This is a genomic window from Vibrio sp. Sgm 5, assembly GCF_026241575.1.
GTDB classification, from domain to species: Bacteria; Pseudomonadota; Gammaproteobacteria; order Enterobacterales; family Vibrionaceae; genus Vibrio; species Vibrio jasicida.
Genome location: NZ_JAPHPY010000028.1, coordinates 1 through 20,087 on the forward strand (window position 1 = coordinate 1; position 20,087 = coordinate 20,087).

The window sequence follows — 20,087 nt, forward strand, 5'->3', positions numbered from 1 at the left end:
CTGAAACTCAGCATGTTGTTTAAGAACTGCTCAACATGGGGCTGCCATGTCTTCCAACCGAATTAAGCAACAAAGCCCATACGCATTGATGCACAAGTGAAACTAATCTAATATTGTTAGCCAAATCACATTTATAATATATACAACGTTATTTGGCATATGGCTTTACCTAAATTCTTAATCCGCATTCTGCGGCCTTACCTGCTATTACTCGCAGGCTTCATGGTCTATCTGGCTTACGCTCAGTTAGTCGATTCCGAGTCGATGGTCTATCGGCAATCACAGACCAATATCATCACTGCAGAACGGCTGATACACTCCCAAATCGAAGCGGCTTTCAGCAAATTCTATCTTCTAGAAACCGCATTAAAAGCAAGTAAACAAGACCTCAATGATCCTGACTTCCGTGAACTAAGCCAAGGCATCATCGACTATTCTCCGCAATACTCCAATATCCTCTATACCAAATCCAACAACAGCATCGCTTATGGCCTATCTGGTCAAATAAAACAACCAGACACCAGCGCAATTCAATGGCACAAACTGGATACTGTCAGCGATAAATTCTCTATCTCTTCGCTGTACCAAAACCCACAGCAACGCTGGGTATTCGCCATCAAGCACGCCAACCCAAATCTGAAATACCAACTTTGGCTTGAGTTCGATCTTCTTCATACCACTCAACAATTGCGTGGTCTTAAAACATTGAATAAAGGTTATGTGTTTGTCGTAGACAGAGATACAGAACGCTTGGTATTCCATCCAGATCCAAGCCGCATCGGTGACTATTCAGTGAGTTATCATGGCGGTATCAGCGATAAAGTCGCATCGGGCTTACTGTTTGGTAAGCACGAATACTATTACCAAGATAACTTCAAAATTTCGGTCTTCGATGCAGACAACGGCTTAAACTGGGTGTTTGTCGCAGGGACAGACCGTGCCGACATCCTCAACAGCAGTTATCCGTTCACGCTAACCGCCGGTGTCATTGCCTCTCTACTCGCACTCGCCATTGGAATCAACTACCTCACTTACCAACTGCATTTGTCTTTAGCCAGCCTAAATGGCACGGAGAGCGTTGGTGAGTTCAAAACCCAGCTCAAGCATGTCTTGGATCGTTTTTGCTACCACAGAGGCATACAGTTCTGTGTCTACGACAGCTTGAATTACAGCTTCTACACGCTCGATTATCATGGCAATAAAAAACTGGTGTTAACCAACGCGGAACTCGCAGCGCGTTTTTCTCATAGCGCGCTGACTTACCGAACGAGGAAGTACAGCGACGAGCTGACGAAAAAGCTCAAGATCAACAGTAACCACTACTGCATTCCATTGTTTGATGGACGAGAGCTACTTGGCGTGACTTACGTCAGTTGCCGATTCCCAACCTACAAATGCGTACTGAGCTTGATTCAAAACTACGCCCAAGTAGCGTTGGCAAACCTGAAATTGCATGACCGTTTGCGCCATCAAGATCCAATGACGCAACTCGAAAACAAAGCGTGCTTAGCAGCAAAAGTGTCGAGAGAGCTTCATTCAGAGAACCGTTTTATCGCGATGGTCGACATTGATAATTTTAAATACATCAACGATAAATTCGGTCATCCAGTGGGCGATTTAGTCATCCAAAAGACTGCAGAAGTGATACGCGATTGCTTCCCTAAACCAAAAGGGATTTGTTTAGCGCGTTATGGTGGTGAAGAGTTTGCCATCATGTTCCAAGCAAATGACGAGTTTGATGCCAAACATCAGCTGGATAATTTCCTAACCGCGCTGCAAAGAAGCCATCTCACATTGGGTTGTGGCGATGTGCGATTTACGGCAAGTGTTGGGTTTACGCCATTAGAAACCAGCTATCACCATGTAGTGGAGCAAGCTGACAAAGCACTTTATCAAGCAAAAAGATTGGGCAAGAATCGCGTCTGCCACCTCAAAGCGGCATAACGCTTTTCTTTCCCAAAAACGACAAAGCCAGAGCAGACAGTGCTCTGGCTTTTTTATTTCTATTACAGTTAGTTAAGTCACAAAGCCTGACTCGACATTTCTCTCTTTCCTCCGTCTTTTAAGCGACTCAAATTCTGCTCCCAAATACCCTCTTGTTAATCAGTTCTGAACAGGTGTTTATTTTTCTTTGATTTAACTTAACGGCTCTCATCAATAACCTTAAATGCATCAGGGGATTGCACGAAGCCAATTGAAAATGAAAGAACTGGACGATTACGTAGAGCAGATAAATTTAGACCTGACTAGCGAGATGTTAGAAGAACTAGGTTGGGTCAGCGATAACGTCCATCAGGTTCTTTGTTGGGTTATTGCCGCCATCGTATTCGTTGTATTGATTTGGGGTATTTTCTCATGAAGGCATCCAATCCATCTTATGGTCAGGTTTATTTGGTTGGAGCAGGCACAGGCGATGCGTCGCTGCTTACCATTAAAGCATTTCGTCTGCTTAATCGCGTTGACGTCGTGCTTTATGACCATCTGGTTTCGGAAGAAGTCTTGGACGTCATCCCACGAAAAACCCTAAAAATCTGCGTGGGTAAACACTACGGTAAATGTTCGCAAACTCAGGCAGAAATCAACGAAATGATGAAGGGCTACGCAATCACAGGTCTCACGGTATGTCGCCTAAAAACGGGTGACCCGTTTGTATTTGGTCGAGGCGGTGAGGAAGCGACCTATTTAACACAGCAAGGCATCAACTATGAGGTTGTACCGGGTGTAACTGCGGCACTTGGGTGCTGCGCTTACGCGGGGATACCGGTCACTCATAGACAAGTTTCGAGGGGTGTAACCTTGGTAACGGGACGAAACTGTAATGATGCTAGCGAACCGAATTGGAGCGCACTTGCCGCCATCGACCACACCCTTATTTTCTACATGGGGCTACACAAAGCAGAAGCGATTGCAGACAACCTCATTGCTCACGGTCTCGCGCCAGATACACCTTGCGCCATCGTCAGCAATGGAACACGAGAAAATCAAAACAAGATCGTTACTACCTTAGCCGGACTATATGAAACCTGCAAAACGCAAAAACCACCACTGCCAGCAATCATAGTGGTTGGAGACGTGGTTTCCCTTTCGCAGTCACTGGAATGGTTTGAGTCCACCGCCGAGCCCTGTTTAGAACGCACGATTCATTAGTTTTTAAAAATAACGAGATAGAGCAATGCCTAAGTTTTTAACTACTCAGCGATCGAGGCGTTACGTCAGAGCTATAAGGTGATGGCGCCCGTCTATGAAGAATACGCAGGTCGTTTTGCCCATACCCCAAATTTGGATTACCAAGAATTAGAACGTTACGACCAACTGGAGTGGAAAGAGAAAAGCCACTTTTCACCCAAAGAGATCGTCTTTCCGATCACTGAAACCCTGTTTTGGTTTAACGCTGACGAATTGCGAGAATCCAGTGTCGACGCGCGTCCTGTGTTTCTGTTTCTCAGAGCTTGTGACATCAATGCGCTCAAAAGTCTTGATTACATGTTTTTAGAAAACGGCGGTCACGAAGATTTCTATTACAAACGTCTGCGCCAGAAACTCAAACTCGTGCTGATTGAGTGCAGCGAAAGTTTCGAAAACTGCTTTTGTGTCTCTATGGGCACCAACAAAACCGACAACTTTGCTGCTTCAGTTCAATTTAGCGAGCATGGCGCCATTGTCACTATTAAAGATCCAAAGCTGACACCGTATTTTTCACAAGGCAAAGACGTTGAGCACAGCGTCAGCTTCGGCTTCATCAAGTCCAATCCGGTCAAAGTCCGCACGCCAGATTCAGTTTGCGATGACCCAACGAAAGTACGTGAAGTGTTACTCAGCCATCCAGTGTGGTCAGAATACGATTCACGCTGCATTGGTTGCGGTCGCTGCACTTCTTCATGCCCGACTTGTGCCTGCTTCAACGTGTTTGATGTGGTTTACAACCAAGAAGCCAAAGTGGGTGAACGTCGCCGCCAACACGCCAGTTGTATGATTGATGGCTTCTCGGATATGGCAGGCGGTCACAGCTTCCGTCATAAAACTGGAGAGCGCTTACGCTATCGCGCCTTACACAAGCTCAACGACTTTAAGTCTCGCCAAGGCGAACACCATATGTGTGTTGGATGCGGACGCTGCGACGACCGATGCCCTCACTACATCTCATTTAGCAACATCATCAACAAGATGACATCGATTGTAGAGGAGGCGCTCTAATGTGCGATTGTGAAAACAAAATGCTGCCGCAAAGCTACCCGATTATTCATATCGAAAAGCACACCGAACTGGAATGGAATTTTCGCGTTGCCTGCGACTTTCCGGTGCACTACGGACAATTTGTCGAAGTAGGTTTATCCCTTGTGGGTGAAGCTCCTATTTCCGTCTCCGATTACGGCTTAGGTTACGTCGACTTGCTGATACGTAATGTCGGCAAGTTAACCAGCGAGCTGTTCCAATTAAACGCCAGTGATCGCGTGATGATGCGCGGCGCAATGGGCAACGGCTACCCGATGGAAGCATACCAAGATAAACACCTCATTGTGGTCGCGGGCGGCACTGGCGTTGCTCCGGTTAAAGGGCTGATTAACTACTTTCACAACAACCCAAGTGATGTGAAGAAGATGTCTTTGATCCTCGGATTCAAAAACCAAGATGCCGTGTTGTACAAAAACGACTTGCTGAATTGGTCTTACTCCAATCACGTCATCACCACCTTGGATGACGGTGGCGACGAACACTTCTATGAGAGCGGCCTGGTCACCGAGCACATCAGCAAGCTTGACCTCTCAGACAAAGAGAACATCCGCGTCATCGTAGTGGGCCCACCGATCATGATTAAGTTTGTCGTGCAGGACTTCTTATCCAGAGGCATTCAAGAAGATCAAATTTGGGTCGACTACGAACGCAGAATGGCTTGCTCAGTTGGTAAATGCGGTCACTGCCGAATTGGCGACAAATACGTGTGCTTGGATGGTCCGGTTTTCCGTTATGACCACGCTAGAACCATGATCGATTAGGAGGAAATAACAATGACGATGGACGTAGATATCATCAAAATGCGCGCCAATGGCGATTACCGCCTATCGAAAGTGCGTGGCGAATGCATGATCAGCGTGCGCATTCCGGGCGGCATTATGCCCGCTTACTTACTCGGTGTCGCGCAAGAGATCGCCGAAAAGTGGGGCAATGGTGTCATTCACCTCACAACGCGGCAAAAACTGGCGATGCCCGGCATTCGTTATGAAGACATTCCAGAGGTCAACAAAGCGCTGGAGCCCTTCATCAAAGACATCACCGTCGATACGTGCGGCATTGATGTCGAAGACACACAAGCAGGTTATCAGTCGATTGGTGGGCGTAATATCGTCGCGTGTCAGGGCAGTAGAATCTGCCAGAAAGCTAATACCGATACGACTGGCTTGGCACAGCGAATGGAGCGTCACGTTTACCCTAGCAAATACCATTTAAAAATGGTCATGGCAGGCTGTCCGAACGACTGTGCCAAAGCCAATATGGCGGATTTTGGCATCCTAGGTATCGCCAAGATTAATTTCGAAAGTCATCGCTGTATTGGTTGCGGCGAATGTGTGCTTGCTTGTCCGACACTGGCTTGGCGTCGAGATCCAAAACAATTCTACATGGTCAAACTGGGCGGTCGAACTTCGAAGAAGACCCCTCGCGTTGGCAAGATGTTCCTCAATTGGGTAACGGAAGACGTCCTACACCCTGTCATCGACAATCTGTTCGAATTTGAAAAAGAGATGTTGGGCGGTAAGCCGATTTACCTCCACATGGGACATCTGATTGATAAAGGCGGCTACTTGCGTTTTAGAGAGCGCGTCTTAGATGGCGTTAGCCTAAATCCGGAAGCCAAAGTCGCCGAACGTATGTATTGGGCAGAAGATGAATACGTAGCGAACATGCACGTGAAATAGGCATAGTATGAACAAACTAGAAGAAATGTTTAAAGAGGCGTTAGCCCCTGCAGGTATCACCATCAATGGTTCTAAACCGTGGGATATCCAAGTGTTTAACCCAAAAGTGTATGAGCTTGTGATGCAGTCAGGCTCCTTGGGTTTAGGGGAAGCGTACATGTCCAAGATGTGGGATTGCAGCCGCTTGGATCAGTTCTTTGAGCGCGTACTTTTAAACGATATTGAAGGCAAATTAGGACTGGCTGAAAAGCTCAAGTTCGCCTCTTCCGCTGCGAAGTTAAAACTGAAAAGCTGGGTTAACCCACAAAGCATTGAACGTTGTAAATTCGATGTACCGCACCACTACGACATCGGCAATAAGCTTTACCAAAAAATGCTCGACTCGCACATGACCTATACCTGTGGATACTGGAATCGAGCAGCAACGCTGGACGAAGCGCAAGAGCACAAGATGGATTTGATTTGTCGTAAGCTCGACCTACAACCGGGAATGCGTATCCTCGATATTGGCTGTGGTTGGGGCAGCTTTATGATTTACGCAGCGAAGAAGTATGGCGTGATTTGCGATGGTCTGACTCTATCCAAAGAGCAGAAAAAGCTCGGCAGTAAACTGGCGATAGAAAATGGCGTCGTCGCCAACTTCATTTTGAAGGACTACCGCGAGTTCAAGCCCACCGTGCAATACGATCGCCTAGTGTCGATTGGTATGATTGAACACGTGGGGCCAAAGAACTACGCGGAATACTTCGAGTGCGCGGAGCGCTTCATGAAAGACGATGGAGTGTTCTTGCTACACACCATTGGTTCACACCACAGCACTACCGCATCGGACCCGTGGATCTCGAAATACATCTTCCCAAATGGCGTTATTCCATCGATGAAGAACCTCGCAGAGGCGATGGAAGATCGATTCAATATCGAAGATGTGCACAACTTCGGTGAAGACTACGACAAAACCCTGATGTGCTGGTTTTCTAACTTCCAACACTCTTGGAATCAGATCAAAGGCGATTACAGTGAAGATTTCTACCGCATGTGGAAATACTACTTGCTCAGCTGTGCTGGCGCATTTCGCTCACGAGATTTGAGTTTATGGCAGCTTGCCCTAACTAAGATTGGTCGCCGCCGACCATTGACCGTACGTTCCATGTAAGCAATCTGCCTCCAGATTGTGTTTTGAGCACCTTCGTTTGGCTCCTAGCCAGAATGGGCGGTTTCATTCTGGCTTTTTTTACTGTTTTCTATTTCCTTCCAAAGCACTAAACAACCCATCTAGGGGGCATTTAGTACGACCTTACTTGCAAAACCTAATACTTAGTAACGCCCAGTATTACTTTTAGTCTTGCGCGCTATGACTTGTTTTACATTGATGGTGACGTTCGTTCGACTCAGGCAATCTTCCTCTCAACCAAGGCTCATCCCGATAACCAAAACCAGAGCCAAAATACTATTTTTGAGAGTCACCATTATGAAAACTATCAAATCAATCATCATTGCACTGCTATTTACGTCTACACTTTCTGGCTGCGTTTCCACTCCAAGCCACTATCGCTTGGCTCCCAACGTTCGCCCTACTTTGATGAATGCCAATATCAACGTTCAACCACTGCTAAACACCGCGGTCTCTGTTGGTAAAGTCGTACTGCCTTATGCGATTTCAGCGGGACACGCTTACGTTAATACGCCTTACTTCCTATTGCGATAAACCCACCGAACTCATTCAGTCACACCAAAAAAACAAAGCCGATGCTTATCAGTGCATCGGCTTTTTTCATTCTGGTATCACTTTGAAAAGTATCTCAAACGCCCTTAAATTTTGTAGTCGTAAAGCCTAAACCGCCAAATAACCACCATCTGCATTAAAATATGCACCGTTGATAAAGGTCGCTCGGTCAGAAGCTAGAAACGCGACAAGCTCGCTTATTTCTCTTGGTTGTCCAACTCTACCAACTGGATGTGATTCTATCGTTTTTCTTGCTCTTTCTTGGTCTGCATCTTTCTCTATCATTGATGTAGCAATAACCCCTGGAGCAACCATATTTATCCTGATTTTTTCTGCATAATCGACGGCATACGCCTTGGTTAATCCGACAACAGCATGCTTGGAAGTCACATAAGGTGCGCTGTTTCGCACAGCTATTTTTCCTGCTATCGATGCGGTATTTATGATAACCGGATTTGAATGATTGATACTCAAGAAATGAGCAACCTGAGCATTCATCGCTAGCGCAACCCCACGCACGTTAACTTCATAAACCTTATCAGCAATGGTCATGTCTTGCTCAGCGGCAGGGGTTGAGGTGTCTCCTATAATGCCTGCGTTGTTAAAACAGATATCAAGGCCACCAAACTCCTCTACCGCGGTCTCGATTAACAACGAGTGTGCATTTGGTTCGGTTACATCCGAAAGTTGAAAAGTACAGTTGGGGTTCGAACGGCTGATCTCCAAAATACCTTCTGATGGGGAAATATCACCAGCAACCACCTTGGCTCCCTCTTCAAGAAATAGCTTCACCGTCTCTAATCCAATACCTGATGCAGCCCCGGTGATAATAGCAATTTTATTACTCAACGACATATGCAATTCCTCTAATCCAGTAGATGTTTGAACTTGTTGCGCCCAAATAAATAACAACTCGCTAACAATAGAGTATTTACTCACACCAAAGTAAACAAAGTGGATGAGAGGCGATTTCAATATGCCAATTGAAACCAATCAGAGAGAAGAGTATGGACTCAGAGCCTATTCGCAAGGCGGCGCTAGGTGAATCAAAGCCAATCCACCCAGTGACGTTTCGCGGTATTTCTTGTTCATGTCCTTGCCCGTTTGGTACATGGTTTCAATCACCTTATCCAACGATATCAAACATTTACTATTACGCTTTAATGCCATGCGAGAAGCATTGATCGCTTTCATTGCACCCATTGCATTACGCTCAATACACGGTACTTGCACTAAGCCACCAATTGGGTCACAAGTCATGCCTAGTGAGTGCTCCATGGCGATCTCGGCCGCAATACAAATTTGCTCATTGCTACCGCCACGTAGCGCGGTCAAGCCAGCTGCTGCCATGGAAGAAGACACACCAACTTCGCCCTGACAACCCACTTCGGCCCCCGAAATAGACGCATTGGTTTTGTACAAAATGCCAATCGCACCCGATACAGCAAGGAAGTCTTTAAGCTGTTTGGTATCGAGCTCTTTGATGAAACGATGGTAGTACATCAATACCGCTGGAATCACACCCGCCGCACCATTAGTTGGCGACGTTACGACTTGTCCACCAGCCGCGTTTTCTTCACTTACAGCAAAAGCAAACAGGTTAATCCAATCCATGATTTCCATTGGATCGTTTTCGATTGCTGCATTTGCTTCAAGCTTCTTCAGCAAGTTTGGCGCACGGCGGGTCACGTTCAAGCCACCATCCAAGATACCTTCTGTCTCGAAACCGCGCTCCATGCAACGCGTCATCACACGCCAGATCTGTTCTGCGCGTTGATTGATGGCTTCCATATCCTGAAACGCTTGTTCGTTTTTCAGAATCATGCCACCGAGGCTCATGCCGTTCTTCTCAGCCTGTGCCAACATTTCGTCCGCGCTGGAGAATGGGAACTCAACTTCTACGGGTGAAGTCGCGCTGCCATTTTGCAATTCATCCGCTGTTGCGATGAAACCACCACCGATAGAGTAGTAAGTTTCAAACCCAACCTGATTGCCATGCGCATCGAGCGCAGTAATCGTCATGCCATTCTCATGCAGAGGAAGGTTCTCTTCATGGAACAACATGTCCGTTTTGTAGTTGAATTCGATTTCATGACGGCCATCGACAGACATCATGCCCTCTTCAATCGCCTTGCGCATCGCTTTGTTCGCAGAAGCGATTTTGATGGTATCTGGTTTGTTACCCAACAGACCCAAAATCGTTGCACGGTCTGTATGGTGACCAATCCCCGTTAACGAGAGTGAGCCATATAAATCGACTTGAATACGAACCACTTTTGCCAAGTTCGATTCAATCAAACGAGCGAAGTGGTAACCCGCGATCATTGGACCATTGGTGTGAGAGCTAGAAGGGCCCACACCAATCTTGTAAATATCAAAGATGGACAGCATAAACTTACCTATTACGACAATGCAGCATAAAGCCAATCAGGGAGAACCATACAAGCGGCGATGGTCGCCACAGCGAACACCAATAGCCCGTAATGGCTTGCGGTTGGCTTTGCAAAAAGATGTTTTTGATTATTGATAAAGACTTGTTGCTCGGCAGTCACAGCGCCCCAACGACGGCTCACTAACACACCAAACAAAAGGAAGACAAACGTACCAATTGGCGCGAACCACGGCCAAGCCACGTCGAGATACATCGCAGTAAACACCGCAATCACACTCATGATACTGCCAACGATCACGCCTTTCTCATTAGCTTTCGCCCAGAATAAACCAAGCACGAATGAACCCAAACGGATACCAACAAAGATAGAAGTCAGGCTAGCGATGGTTTTGAGTACCGATTCATTCGATACTGCGAGAAGAGCTGGCACTACCACCATGGCCGCCGCAAGCAAACTCATCTTTCTTGCGACTTTTTCGTAGTGCTCATCATCGGCACTTTTGCGAACGAAACGCTTGTAGATATCGAACGTTGCGACGGTCGCCATCGAGTTGTAGGTCGAATCTAAGGTCGACATTGCGGCCGCTGCCAATGCGGAAATGATCAAACCAACGACGATTGGGTTAGTGTGGTTGAAGACGAAATCCAAAATCACTTCGTTGCTGTTTTCAAACGATTGATCTTGATAGAAAACACTTAGAAGAACACCGAGTACCGCGAAGAACAAATACACAAAAAACGCACCGTAACCACACAACAGCATCGACTTCTGCGCCGTTTTTTCACATCTCGTCGCTAGTGTGCGTTGGATGATCAATTGGTTGGTGCCGTACACACTCAAATGCAAAAAGCTCACGGCAACCACGCCAGCCCAGAGTGTGGTATCCACGCCCAAATCAAAATCTAGGTTGATGATATTCAGATGATCACGAGAAAGGTAATCTGCCGCATTAATCTCTGTCAGTAGAATGGCAAAGATAGCAATGCAGCCTGCAACCAATACTGCAGATTGCAACATATCGGTCCAGATAACCGTGGAAATCCCGCCCGCATAGGTATAGCAAGCGGTGAAAATACTGATGTAGATGATGGCTTCAGAAATACTGATAGGCAGAACTTGCACTAAGATCAGCGCCACAGCATACAAAATCACACCCGCAGAGATACATTGAACCACAATGAACACAATCGAGTTGAAGGTTCTTGCATACACCCCAAAGCGGTGCTCAAGGTATTCATAAATCGAAGTCAGACCCAGCTTATAAAAGACAGGCACAAAGAAAATGACAGTGAAAAAGATAACGATGGGATAGTTAAGGTGAATACTCATCGCTTCCATGCCAGAGCTATAAACCCAACCAGGCATCCCTACAAACGTCATCGCACTAATGTAAGTCGCAAGTATCGAAACACCTGCCGTAAACCAGCCAAATTGCTTTCCTCCCGTGGAAAAGTCGCCACCTTTGCTGTAGCGCTTATTCACTAAATAGCTGATTAGTATGGTAATTGCTACATATAACGCAATCACCACAAAACTTGAGTACGTAACCATTTTAAGGTTTTCCTAATTCTGGGTAGCTAATTATTATGCCCAGATATTACTGTAAAAAGGCATTTTTAAACGACAATCCCACTGTAAGTGTGATTATTATCACCAATATAGGCGAAAATGTATTCAAAATCGCCAAAAACGCCGATTAGTGAGATCCTTGTCACTAAAACCCACAAAATGGGTACGCATTCATTTTAAAATTGATTTTGATCACGGATCTAATAACCTTAAAAAAACTATGATTCACCCCGACACGAAATCGAAGATGATCCAAATAAGATCGTGCTCATTAAGTTTGAATAGCAACAAATCCTAAGTGAAATAGAGGTTTATCGGTCATGAATGCCAAAAGACACATGAGCGAAGTTCCTATGATTCAAAGGGTAGCTGCCTATCTAGCGATACTGGTTGGTTACTTTTTCTATTGTTATAACTTTGTAATTATTGACTACGTACGCCCATACATCGTTGAGGCGTATGATGGTATTAGCCTGTCAGACACTGCCCAGTTCTATACATGGCAGTCGGTTGGTGCACTCATCGGTGCATTGAGCTGTGCTTGGTTCGCAACAAAATTTGGTAAGAAATCCACTCTTATTACCATCACAGCCCTAAACGGTGGCGCAACAATCATCAATATGATGTTCACCGACTACACAACATGGGCAGCAATGCGTTTCATCATTGGTTTGTCACTGGGTGGTTACTTCACCGTGGCAGTAAGCCTAATGATCGGCCTATTTACGCCAACGGTACGTGGTAAGTTGACGGCATTCGCGTCTTCTATGTTCTCTGTAGCACTGATGGTAATGGGTGCGTATGCAGCATTTATTGCAAGCATTGATGCACCATGGGAAAGCCTAATGCTTGTAGGTGGTATCCCACCACTGGTAGCAGCTGTTGTCATGATCTTTGTACTACCTAGCGACAGCAAAGTGATCGCTTACGGTGAAGAAGAGCAAGCAAAAGCAGAAGAATCAAATGCACCAGCGAAAAAAGGCTCTTGGGGCGAAATGCTAAGCAAGCCTTACCGTAAGATCACATTAACGTGTCTATTACTGGCTGGCCTTAACTTCTACGGTTTCCAATTCTTTGGTGGCTTCGTAACCACTTACCTACGTGATGTACGTATGTTCGACGGTGCAACCATCGGTCTCATCTTCTCTATCTCAGCATTTGGTTCACTGTTTGGTGCGTGGTTCTGGGGTTGGGTAGCGGACAAATTCGGTCGTAAGGTGAACGCATTTGGCTTCATCCTAGCGGGCATCATGGTTTCAATCTTCTTTGTTGCACCTGGCGACATGGTGATTGGCGGCCTAAACATGCTGGCTCTACTTGGTCTGATTTACAACTTCGGCCTGTCTTCTTCAGCGGTATGGGGGGGTTACTTCTCAGAACTGTTCCCAGCACACCTACGTAGCTACGGCGCGGCGCTATTCCACGGTGGTCGTATCCTCGGTATGTGGGCACCAATGGTACTTATCTTCATCCAAGAGCGTACCGACCTACAAACCGCAATGTGGGGTTCACCAATCGTATGGATCCTTGCTGGTCTTCTATGGCTATCACTGCCAGAGACACTAAAAGGCGGCGTGTTCGATAAGAACAAAAAAGCCGAAGCAGCAAAAGCGTAACTGAATTTCAAAAACTCCGGCTGGCTCCCCGGCCGGATGAAAAAACTTAATTTCGAGTCCTGTTCCCAAAGCCGACTCGACAGCAAATAAGAGAGTTTATTATGTCTAAATATCAAGAAGCGAAACGCGTTGTACGTGAATACTTCAGCGCAATCGAAAACGCAACTCACGAGAACGTGGCAGAAGTACTAAAAGCACACACTTCAGAAGATTACCTATGGCGTGGTGTTTACCCATTCCGTGAGCAACAAGGCGCTCAAGCAGCGGCTGACGTTTTCTGGGCTCCTTTGATGAAATCAATGACTCGCATGCAGCGTCGTCAAGACATCTTCATCGGTGGTGAGAACGAAGTAACATCAGGTGAAATCTGGGTAATGAGCATGGGTCACTTCATGGGTCTATTCGACGCTGAATACCTAGGCATGCGCCCAACTGGCAAAATCATGAACATCCGTTACGCAGAATTTAACTGTGTTGAAAACGGCAAGATCACTAAGACTGGCCTATTCCTAGACCTTCTAGGCGCGATGGACCAAGCGGGTTGTTACCCACTACCACCATCAACAGGTAAGCACTTCGTATACCCTGGCCCTCGTAACCACGACGGTCTACTGTTCGAAGACGCAGCACCAGAAGAAGGCGTAGCAACACTAGCACTAGTGAACAAGATGGTTGATGACCTATCTGCACTAAACGACAGCGGCGCTATGGGTTGCCCACCAGAAGTTCTTGAGAAGAGCTGGTCTAAAGACATGATCTGGTACGGTCCATGTGGTATCGGTGCGTCTTACACAATTCCTCGTTACCAACAGCAGCACCAATTGCCGTTCCGTAACAACCTGAAAGACAAGAAGTTTAACGGCCACGTATGTCGTTTCGCAGAAGGTAACTTCTCTTGTTTCTTCGGCTGGCCAAACCTATCTAACACGCCAATCGGTGGTTTCCTAGGTATGACAGGTGGTGAAGTACGCGCAGACATGCAAGTGGTTGACGTTTACTACCGTGACGGCGACAAGCTATCTGAGAACTGGGTACTGATCGACCTTCCTTACTGGCTAAAACAGCAAGGTCTAGACGTGTTCGAGCGTACTCAACAGATCCTAAACCCTTCTCTATAAGAAGTCCTAGGGGCGGATTGTCAACCCGCCTTTATGTTGCCTGAATCCCCTCTCGGTTCAGGCGACATGCTCCCAACTCGTGCCTCAAGGATGGGGCACAACCTCAAGATTGAACCCTTATTCAAAACGGGCATGAACGCACGGTGGCTTTCTGCGCCCTGAATAATGAGATTGATGATGAAAAAGTCGACCCTTTCTGCAGTGATTTTAGCAGCGCTTACTTCTAGCTCAGCCTTTGCTGCACACACTTTTGTTAATGACGCTGGCGACAGCCTAACCATCGATGGCCGTTTCGATCTTCGCTACCAAGACCGTGGCGGTGATGACAACGGCGAATGGAACAGCGGCAGCTCACGTTTCGGTTTGAAAGGCCAAATGGGTCTGGATAACGGCTGGACTGGTTTCGGTCACGCGGAATGGGGCTACAACTCTGGCGCGAACGGCGACAACATTTACGACCGCTTGCTATACGCAGGTGTTGATCACGAAAAATACGGCAAGATTGCTGCGGGTACTAAGCAGTGGTCTACCTTCTACGACGTAGCATGGTACACCGATTTAGGTCGTGTATTCGGTACTCGTGGCTCAGGTGTTTACAACCTAGCTGACTGGGGTATCGCATCCGGTGCTGGTCGTGCAGAAAACTCAATCACGTACCGTAATTCAATCAATGAAAAAGTGAGCTACGGCTTTACTTACCAAACCACGCGTGAAGATGTTGCTCTAGCAAGCAATGCGACAGCCTCATTGAAAAACGGCATGGGTGCGTCGATCACTTACAAACCGGTTGATGGCGTAACACTTGGTGCGGCTTACCATCAAAATGAAGTTGCGGATCTAGACGCAAGCGTAGTTGGCGTAGAAAACGGCGACAACATGCGCATCATGCTATTGGGCGCAAACTACAGCAACGGTGGCTTCTACGCAGGTGCGACTTTCCACGTTGGCGAAAACTGGGAAGCAGTGAGCCAAGGCGGTACGGACGTAATGTTCGATACCCTAGGTGGCGAAATCTACACTTACTACCACTTCGACAACGGCCTACGCCCAACGTTGAACTACAACTACATGGAAGATCGCGGTGACGAGACACAAGGCTATGAGCGTAACTTGCTGATCCCTGGTCTTGAATACCACTTCCAGAAGAACAAATTCCTAGTTTGGACTGAATACCAGTTCGACCTAGGTAAAGATCAGTACGATGGCAGCAAATTCGAAAACCGTGATGATCAATTCGCGGCAGGTATTCGCTACTACTTCTGATAACCACGAGATAAGTTATTCCGGTTACGTAACTTATTCGATTTAGTGGAAATGGGAAATAAGAGCAAGCCTTACCTTTTTTGGGTAAGGCTTTTTTCATATGCAAAACATGAAATGTGACTTGGGTACTACCCAAATTGCGCCACCAAAGACAATCTAACCCTTTATTTACTTAAATCTTGCTTATTTCTCTTTATGACTACGTACCTATTTGTGTTAACCTAGTCACAGTTAAACTGACTTATGAATCAACTCACATGAATCCTGCAAAACAAACCGTAACATCGAAGGACGTTGCCAAACTGGCTGGCGTTTCTCAATCTACTGTATCGCGTGTGTTTGTTCTGGGCAGCTCAGTATCTGAAAAGACCAAGCAAAAGGTCTTCGAAGCCGCGAAAGCCCTAAACTACCGTCCAAATGCTTTTGCACGTAGCTTGACCACCAACGAATCTAAGTTGATCGGTTTGGTATTCCCAGATGCGGACTACCCTATCCACATGAAAACACTTCAATTGATTTCAAGTGAATTGCAGAAGCAAGGCTACTCAGCGGTGTTGATTCCATGGCAAGTGGATGATGAAGACAACCACTCAATCCCGAACATCTTCCAATACCGCGTAGATGGTGTTATTGCCGCTTCCGCTACCTTCAACAAATCACTGTATGAAGAGTGTGAAGAGTTCAATATCCCTATCGTTCAGTATGCGCGCGTCGTAGAAGGCACTAAGAGCAGTTACGTTATCAGTGACAACTACGAAGCTGGTCAACAAGCGGCACAACTGCTGCACGAAAGTGGGGTGAAAAACGCGGTTTACCTGACGGGTGAAGTACCAACCTTTACCAACGACGAGCGTCAAAGTGGCTTCAGCGCTGAGTTTGAAGACTTGACGGGTAAAACACCACGCATCATTGAAGCGAGCTACGACTACGCAAGTTCACTGGATAAAGTACGTGCTATGCTGGCCGATAAGGATCGTCCAGAAGCCGTGTTCTGTGCAACCGACAACCTTGCAATGGCGGTAATGGATATTGCACGTATTGAGTGTGGTATTCGCATCCCTCAAGATCTGAAAGTCATCGGCTTCGACAACATTCCACAAACGGAATGGTTGAGCTACCAACTGACCACTTTCCGCCAAGACTTCCGTCGCCTGGCGCGTGAGTGTGTGAAAATTATCGTTGATCAAATCAACAATAAAAACAGCAGCTTGGTGAAGATGATGGTGCCAGTCAAATTGATAGAGCGCAGCACCACCAAAGCCTAGTTCCAGAGAAGCCAACCCAAGCGGTTGGCTTTTTTATTTCCTCATTTCTTCTTTCTCTTACCTCTCATCTTTTACTTATACTTCTAAGATTTCGAGCCAATGGTTCATTTGGTGTTGTGGTTATTAATGAACCCCTGTATATTTATGGACCATTACAGTATATGAACCAATTTCAAGAGACGCATTGCACCCATGGCTACCTTTCTCTATACGCGGCACTCCCCCAAAAACCGGGCTTACCCTGAGCAGCTCAACGCTTTGAAAGCCTTTGCTCCAGAAGCAGTTCACCTTGAGGACAAGGTACGCGGCTGCACGCCACCAGCCGAGCGACAAGCTTTTCAACAACTCTTAGCTACGGTGCAATCTGGAGACACCGTTGTACTTTGGTGGCTAACCGCCTTTGGCCGAGACTTCAGCCAAGCCCTAAGCACTATTCAAACTCTGCTTAATAAAGGTGTCACCCTAAAAACCGTTTGTGAGCCACTGATTTTTGAACCTGGTTCCGTACAAACGCAAACCTTGCTTTCGCTGCTTTCTGGCTACGGGCAAGTACAAACGCAACATCGCTTGTTCGCCGCAGAACAAGGCCGAAAAGCACTAAAAGACGACCCACAGATGTGGAAGCAAAAATTCCGAGGTCGCCCTGCAGACAAAGCGAAGCATCAGCACATTGCGACTTTGCTTCTGGAAGGCAATACGCTACAAAGCGTCGCAGAACAATGCGAAGTCAGCTTATCAACCGTCAAACGTGTGAAAGCCAAACTGAATGAATTTGATGAAGAAGGAAGCCTGCGCCGCCGTGGCGATGGTGAAAAATCATGAGCCGACCGATTGAATTTAAAACCATCTTGCTGGCGTGTCTAATCATCAGTGTTGGTCAGCTCAGCATGGGCTTGGTGTTCCCATCCCTGCCTTGGATCGCCAAAGATTTCGATATTTCCCTCGACCAAGCTCAGCTACTAGTCAGTGTTTACTTACTTGGTTTTGGCCCGTCTCAGTTTATCTATGGCCCGGTATCCGATGCATTAGGCCGCAAAAAGGTGCTGTTAGCTGGCTTGTTGATTGCCATGCTCGGCCTATTGATGATCATCTTCCTAAGCCACACTTTCACTGGCATGGTAGCAGGTCGTTTTCTGCAAGGTTTAGGCACAGGTTGTTGCGCGGTGTTAGCCCGAGCGTCTACTCGCGACCGCTTTAATGGCCCTGAGCTCCCTGTCGCTTTGTCCTACATTGCGATGGCGGCCTCTATCACACCGTTAGTTGCTCCTGTTATTGGTGGTTTCATTAACGCCCACTTCGGCTGGACTATGGTGTTTATCTCGTTGTTGGGTTATGTATTGTTGGCTTGGACTGTGATCGTATTTCGCTTCCAAGAAACCATCACACAAACCTCTGCGTTGCCATCACCGAAGAAGATGCTGCTGCAATATCGTGACCTACTGACTTCTCGTTACTTTATGAGCTTTGCCAGTATCGGTTGGCTTAACTTCAGCTTGATGATCACGACCGTTTCGGTGATGCCTTTCATCATGCAAAACCAAATCGGCATGACATCCGATCAATACGCGATGTGGGCACTGATTCCGGCGTTCGGCATGATTTGCGGCACCAGTATCTGTAACCGTGTGCGCCCAATCATCGGCACGAAGAAGATGCTATTAGTCACGCCAATCCTGCATGTAAGTTCCGCAGCGTGGCTGTTCTTCTGCCCTGTAGAGCCGCTGTATTTAATGCTTGGCCAACTGCTGATGATTTTAGGCAATGCCATCGCTCTACCTTGTGCTCAAGCCATGGTAATGCAACCCTATAAGAAACAAGCAGGTGCAGCTGCGGCGATGTCGGGCGGTGGCCAAATGGTGGTGTCATCGATTGTGAGTATGGCATTGGTGCAACTCGGATTAAGCCAAGCGTGGCATCTGTCATTGGTGATTGTGGTCTTTGCGACCATCACACTGACCAACGTTCTGCGAGGCTTTGCCACTGAGCAACCTTCCGAGCAATAGAGTCCGGGCAAAATAAAGTAACAAGGAATACAAATAACGACATGAAATCACTCAATCTTGCTCAAGCACAAAAATTGGCTCTGCTCTCTCAAGGGTTGCCGCTAACAAGCAACAAAGGCAGCGCCAAAGCGAAGACCTTAGCCGTCTTTGAACAACTGGGCTATGTGCAGATTGATACGATTTCTGTCGTTCAGCGCGCTCACCATCATACTTTGTGGAGCCGAAACCCAAGCTACCAACTTGAGCACCTAGACCAACTGGTGGCAGAAAAGAAAGTCTTCGAATACTGGTCTCACGCGGCAGCGTATTTACCTATGTCGCAATACCGTCATAGCTTACCTCGCAAAGCGGCGATCAAATCCGATCAGCAAAAGCATTGGTACAAAAAAGACCACGACTTGATGGCGTCTATCTTGAAGAGAATTGAGCAAGAAGGCCCATTGATGGCAAAGGATTTCGAATCCGCCAACCATAAGACCGATGGCTGGAATACTAAGCCAACCAAACGTGCCCTAGAGAACTTATACATGCAGGGCGATTTGATGATAAGCGAACGTCGTGGGTTCCAGAAAGTGTACGACCTAACCTCACATGTTCTGCCTCAAGACGTTGATACATCGATGCCAACCGAGCAAGAACACGCGCGATTCTTAGTCCTCAACTATCTGAAATCTCATGGGTTCGGTACTTTGCCTGAAATGGTTTACCTACTGAAAGGGGTTAAAAAGCCTGTACAACAAGCTCTGTCCGAATTGGTCGATTTGGGTGAGATTGAAGCCATTAGCATCAACAATTCAGCTTACTATGCCTGTAGCGATGCGCTGAGCTTGCTCGACAAACGGCTCAACCGCAAACGCGCTAAAATCCTTTCCCCATTTGATAACCTGCTTATCCAACGAAAACGCGCCAACGCAATTTTCAACTTTGATTACTTGTTAGAGTGTTATGTTCCAGAGCCAAAACGCCAGTTTGGTTACTTTTGTTTGCCAATTTTGTGGGATGGGAAGCTGGTCGCGCGCGCCGACTGCAAAGTGGATAAAACCAGTTCAACGCTGAACGTTCTTAACCTAGTCACCGAGCCTTCGCTAAAAGACAGAGAAGCGTTTTTCGTCGCCTTAGAAGAGGAGTTATACGCTTTCGCTCAGTTTAATCAGTGCCAAGCGTTTGTGATTCAGAAAGTAGCGCAAAGGGCGTAATGAAAAGAACAGTGCTCGAAGAATCGAAG

Annotated in this window: 17 protein-coding genes and 1 pseudogene; 15 read left to right on the forward strand and 3 right to left on the reverse strand. The window is 46.8% G+C overall.

The annotated features are described in order from the left end of the window. Nucleotides 1-222: 222 nt before the first annotated feature. The 8 genes and pseudogenes from OQJ86_RS15720 to OQJ86_RS15755 all read left to right on the forward strand — a co-directional run bounded on the left by OQJ86_RS15720 (nt 223) and on the right by OQJ86_RS15755 (nt 7,617). Complete coding sequence (locus tag OQJ86_RS15720) at nt 223-1,944, forward strand: diguanylate cyclase domain-containing protein (RefSeq protein ID WP_265988367.1); 1,722 nt, start codon at nt 223-225, stop codon at nt 1,942-1,944. 256 nt (nt 1,945-2,200) lie between these two features. Further along, nucleotides 2,201-2,359: a hypothetical protein gene (locus tag OQJ86_RS15725; protein WP_265988329.1), complete on the forward strand. Its 159-nt coding sequence runs from the start codon at nt 2,201-2,203 to the stop codon at nt 2,357-2,359. After that, complete coding sequence (gene cobA, locus OQJ86_RS15730; RefSeq protein ID WP_265988330.1) at nt 2,356-3,147, forward strand: uroporphyrinogen-III C-methyltransferase; 792 nt, start codon at nt 2,356-2,358, stop codon at nt 3,145-3,147. The genes OQJ86_RS15725 and cobA overlap by 4 nt, the downstream gene beginning before the upstream one ends. 25 nt (nt 3,148-3,172) lie before the next feature. Beyond that, nucleotides 3,173-4,194, forward strand: a pseudogene (asrA, locus tag OQJ86_RS15735) (anaerobic sulfite reductase subunit AsrA). Further along, nucleotides 4,194-4,994 (forward strand): anaerobic sulfite reductase subunit AsrB, encoded by an 801-nt coding sequence (asrB, locus tag OQJ86_RS15740; RefSeq protein ID WP_265988332.1) that lies wholly within the window; start codon nt 4,194-4,196, stop codon nt 4,992-4,994. Before asrA ends, asrB begins: the two are co-directional and overlap by 1 nt. A gap of 12 nt (nt 4,995-5,006) precedes the next feature. Continuing rightward, entirely contained in the window at nt 5,007-5,912 is a 906-nt protein-coding gene (locus OQJ86_RS15745; protein WP_265988333.1) for a 4Fe-4S binding protein, read from the forward strand. Nucleotides 5,913-5,919: 7 nt separating this feature from the next. Next, nucleotides 5,920-7,065, forward strand: a complete 1,146-nt coding sequence (cfa, locus tag OQJ86_RS15750) for a cyclopropane fatty acyl phospholipid synthase (RefSeq protein WP_039974041.1) — start codon at nt 5,920-5,922, stop codon at nt 7,063-7,065. 315 nt (nt 7,066-7,380) lie between these two features. Further along, nucleotides 7,381-7,617, forward strand: a complete 237-nt coding sequence (locus tag OQJ86_RS15755) for a hypothetical protein (protein WP_265988334.1) — start codon at nt 7,381-7,383, stop codon at nt 7,615-7,617. A gap of 126 nt (nt 7,618-7,743) precedes the next feature. Here the strand turns inward: OQJ86_RS15755 and OQJ86_RS15760 are convergent, their stop codons facing one another. The 3 genes from OQJ86_RS15760 to OQJ86_RS15770 all read right to left on the reverse strand — a co-directional run bounded on the left by OQJ86_RS15760 (nt 7,744) and on the right by OQJ86_RS15770 (nt 11,579). After that, entirely contained in the window at nt 7,744-8,574 is an 831-nt protein-coding gene (locus OQJ86_RS15760) for an SDR family NAD(P)-dependent oxidoreductase (protein WP_265988335.1), read from the reverse strand. Nucleotides 8,575-8,655: 81 nt separating this feature from the next. Then, nucleotides 8,656-10,026, reverse strand: a complete 1,371-nt coding sequence (locus OQJ86_RS15765) for an L-serine ammonia-lyase (RefSeq protein ID WP_265988336.1) — start codon at nt 10,024-10,026, stop codon at nt 8,656-8,658. Nucleotides 10,027-10,037: 11 nt separating this feature from the next. Beyond that, a complete protein-coding gene (locus OQJ86_RS15770; RefSeq protein ID WP_265988337.1) occupies nt 10,038-11,579 on the reverse strand; it encodes a sodium:solute symporter in 1,542 nt (513 codons plus the stop codon). Between the two features lie 338 nt (nt 11,580-11,917). Here OQJ86_RS15770 and OQJ86_RS15775 point away from each other — a divergent pair, with 338 nt between their 5' ends. The 7 genes from OQJ86_RS15775 to OQJ86_RS15805 all read left to right on the forward strand — a co-directional run bounded on the left by OQJ86_RS15775 (nt 11,918) and on the right by OQJ86_RS15805 (nt 20,058). After that, on the forward strand, nt 11,918-13,213 hold the full coding sequence (locus OQJ86_RS15775; RefSeq protein ID WP_265988338.1) for an MFS transporter: 1,296 nt from the start codon (nt 11,918-11,920) through the stop codon (nt 13,211-13,213). A gap of 101 nt (nt 13,214-13,314) precedes the next feature. Continuing rightward, nucleotides 13,315-14,331 carry a nuclear transport factor 2 family protein gene (locus OQJ86_RS15780; RefSeq protein ID WP_038894599.1) on the forward strand — a complete coding sequence of 339 codons (1,017 nt, stop codon included), beginning with the start codon at nt 13,315-13,317 and terminating at the stop codon, nt 14,329-14,331. A gap of 177 nt (nt 14,332-14,508) precedes the next feature. Continuing rightward, nucleotides 14,509-15,594, forward strand: a complete 1,086-nt coding sequence (locus OQJ86_RS15785; protein WP_017634480.1) for a porin — start codon at nt 14,509-14,511, stop codon at nt 15,592-15,594. Between the two features lie 257 nt (nt 15,595-15,851). Continuing rightward, a complete protein-coding gene (locus tag OQJ86_RS15790) occupies nt 15,852-16,859 on the forward strand; it encodes a LacI family DNA-binding transcriptional regulator (protein WP_265988339.1) in 1,008 nt (335 codons plus the stop codon). Between the two features lie 192 nt (nt 16,860-17,051). Next, nucleotides 17,052-17,681 carry a recombinase family protein gene (locus OQJ86_RS15795; RefSeq protein WP_265988340.1) on the forward strand — a complete coding sequence of 210 codons (630 nt, stop codon included), beginning with the start codon at nt 17,052-17,054 and terminating at the stop codon, nt 17,679-17,681. Further along, a complete protein-coding gene (locus OQJ86_RS15800; RefSeq protein ID WP_009706552.1) occupies nt 17,678-18,862 on the forward strand; it encodes a multidrug effflux MFS transporter in 1,185 nt (394 codons plus the stop codon). Before OQJ86_RS15795 ends, OQJ86_RS15800 begins: the two co-directional genes overlap by 4 nt. A gap of 41 nt (nt 18,863-18,903) precedes the next feature. Next, the gene (locus tag OQJ86_RS15805; RefSeq protein WP_265988341.1) at nt 18,904-20,058 is read left to right on the forward strand and encodes a winged helix-turn-helix domain-containing protein; all 1,155 of its coding nucleotides are present in this window, start codon (nt 18,904-18,906) and stop codon (nt 20,056-20,058) included. Nucleotides 20,059-20,087: the final 29 nt, after the last annotated feature.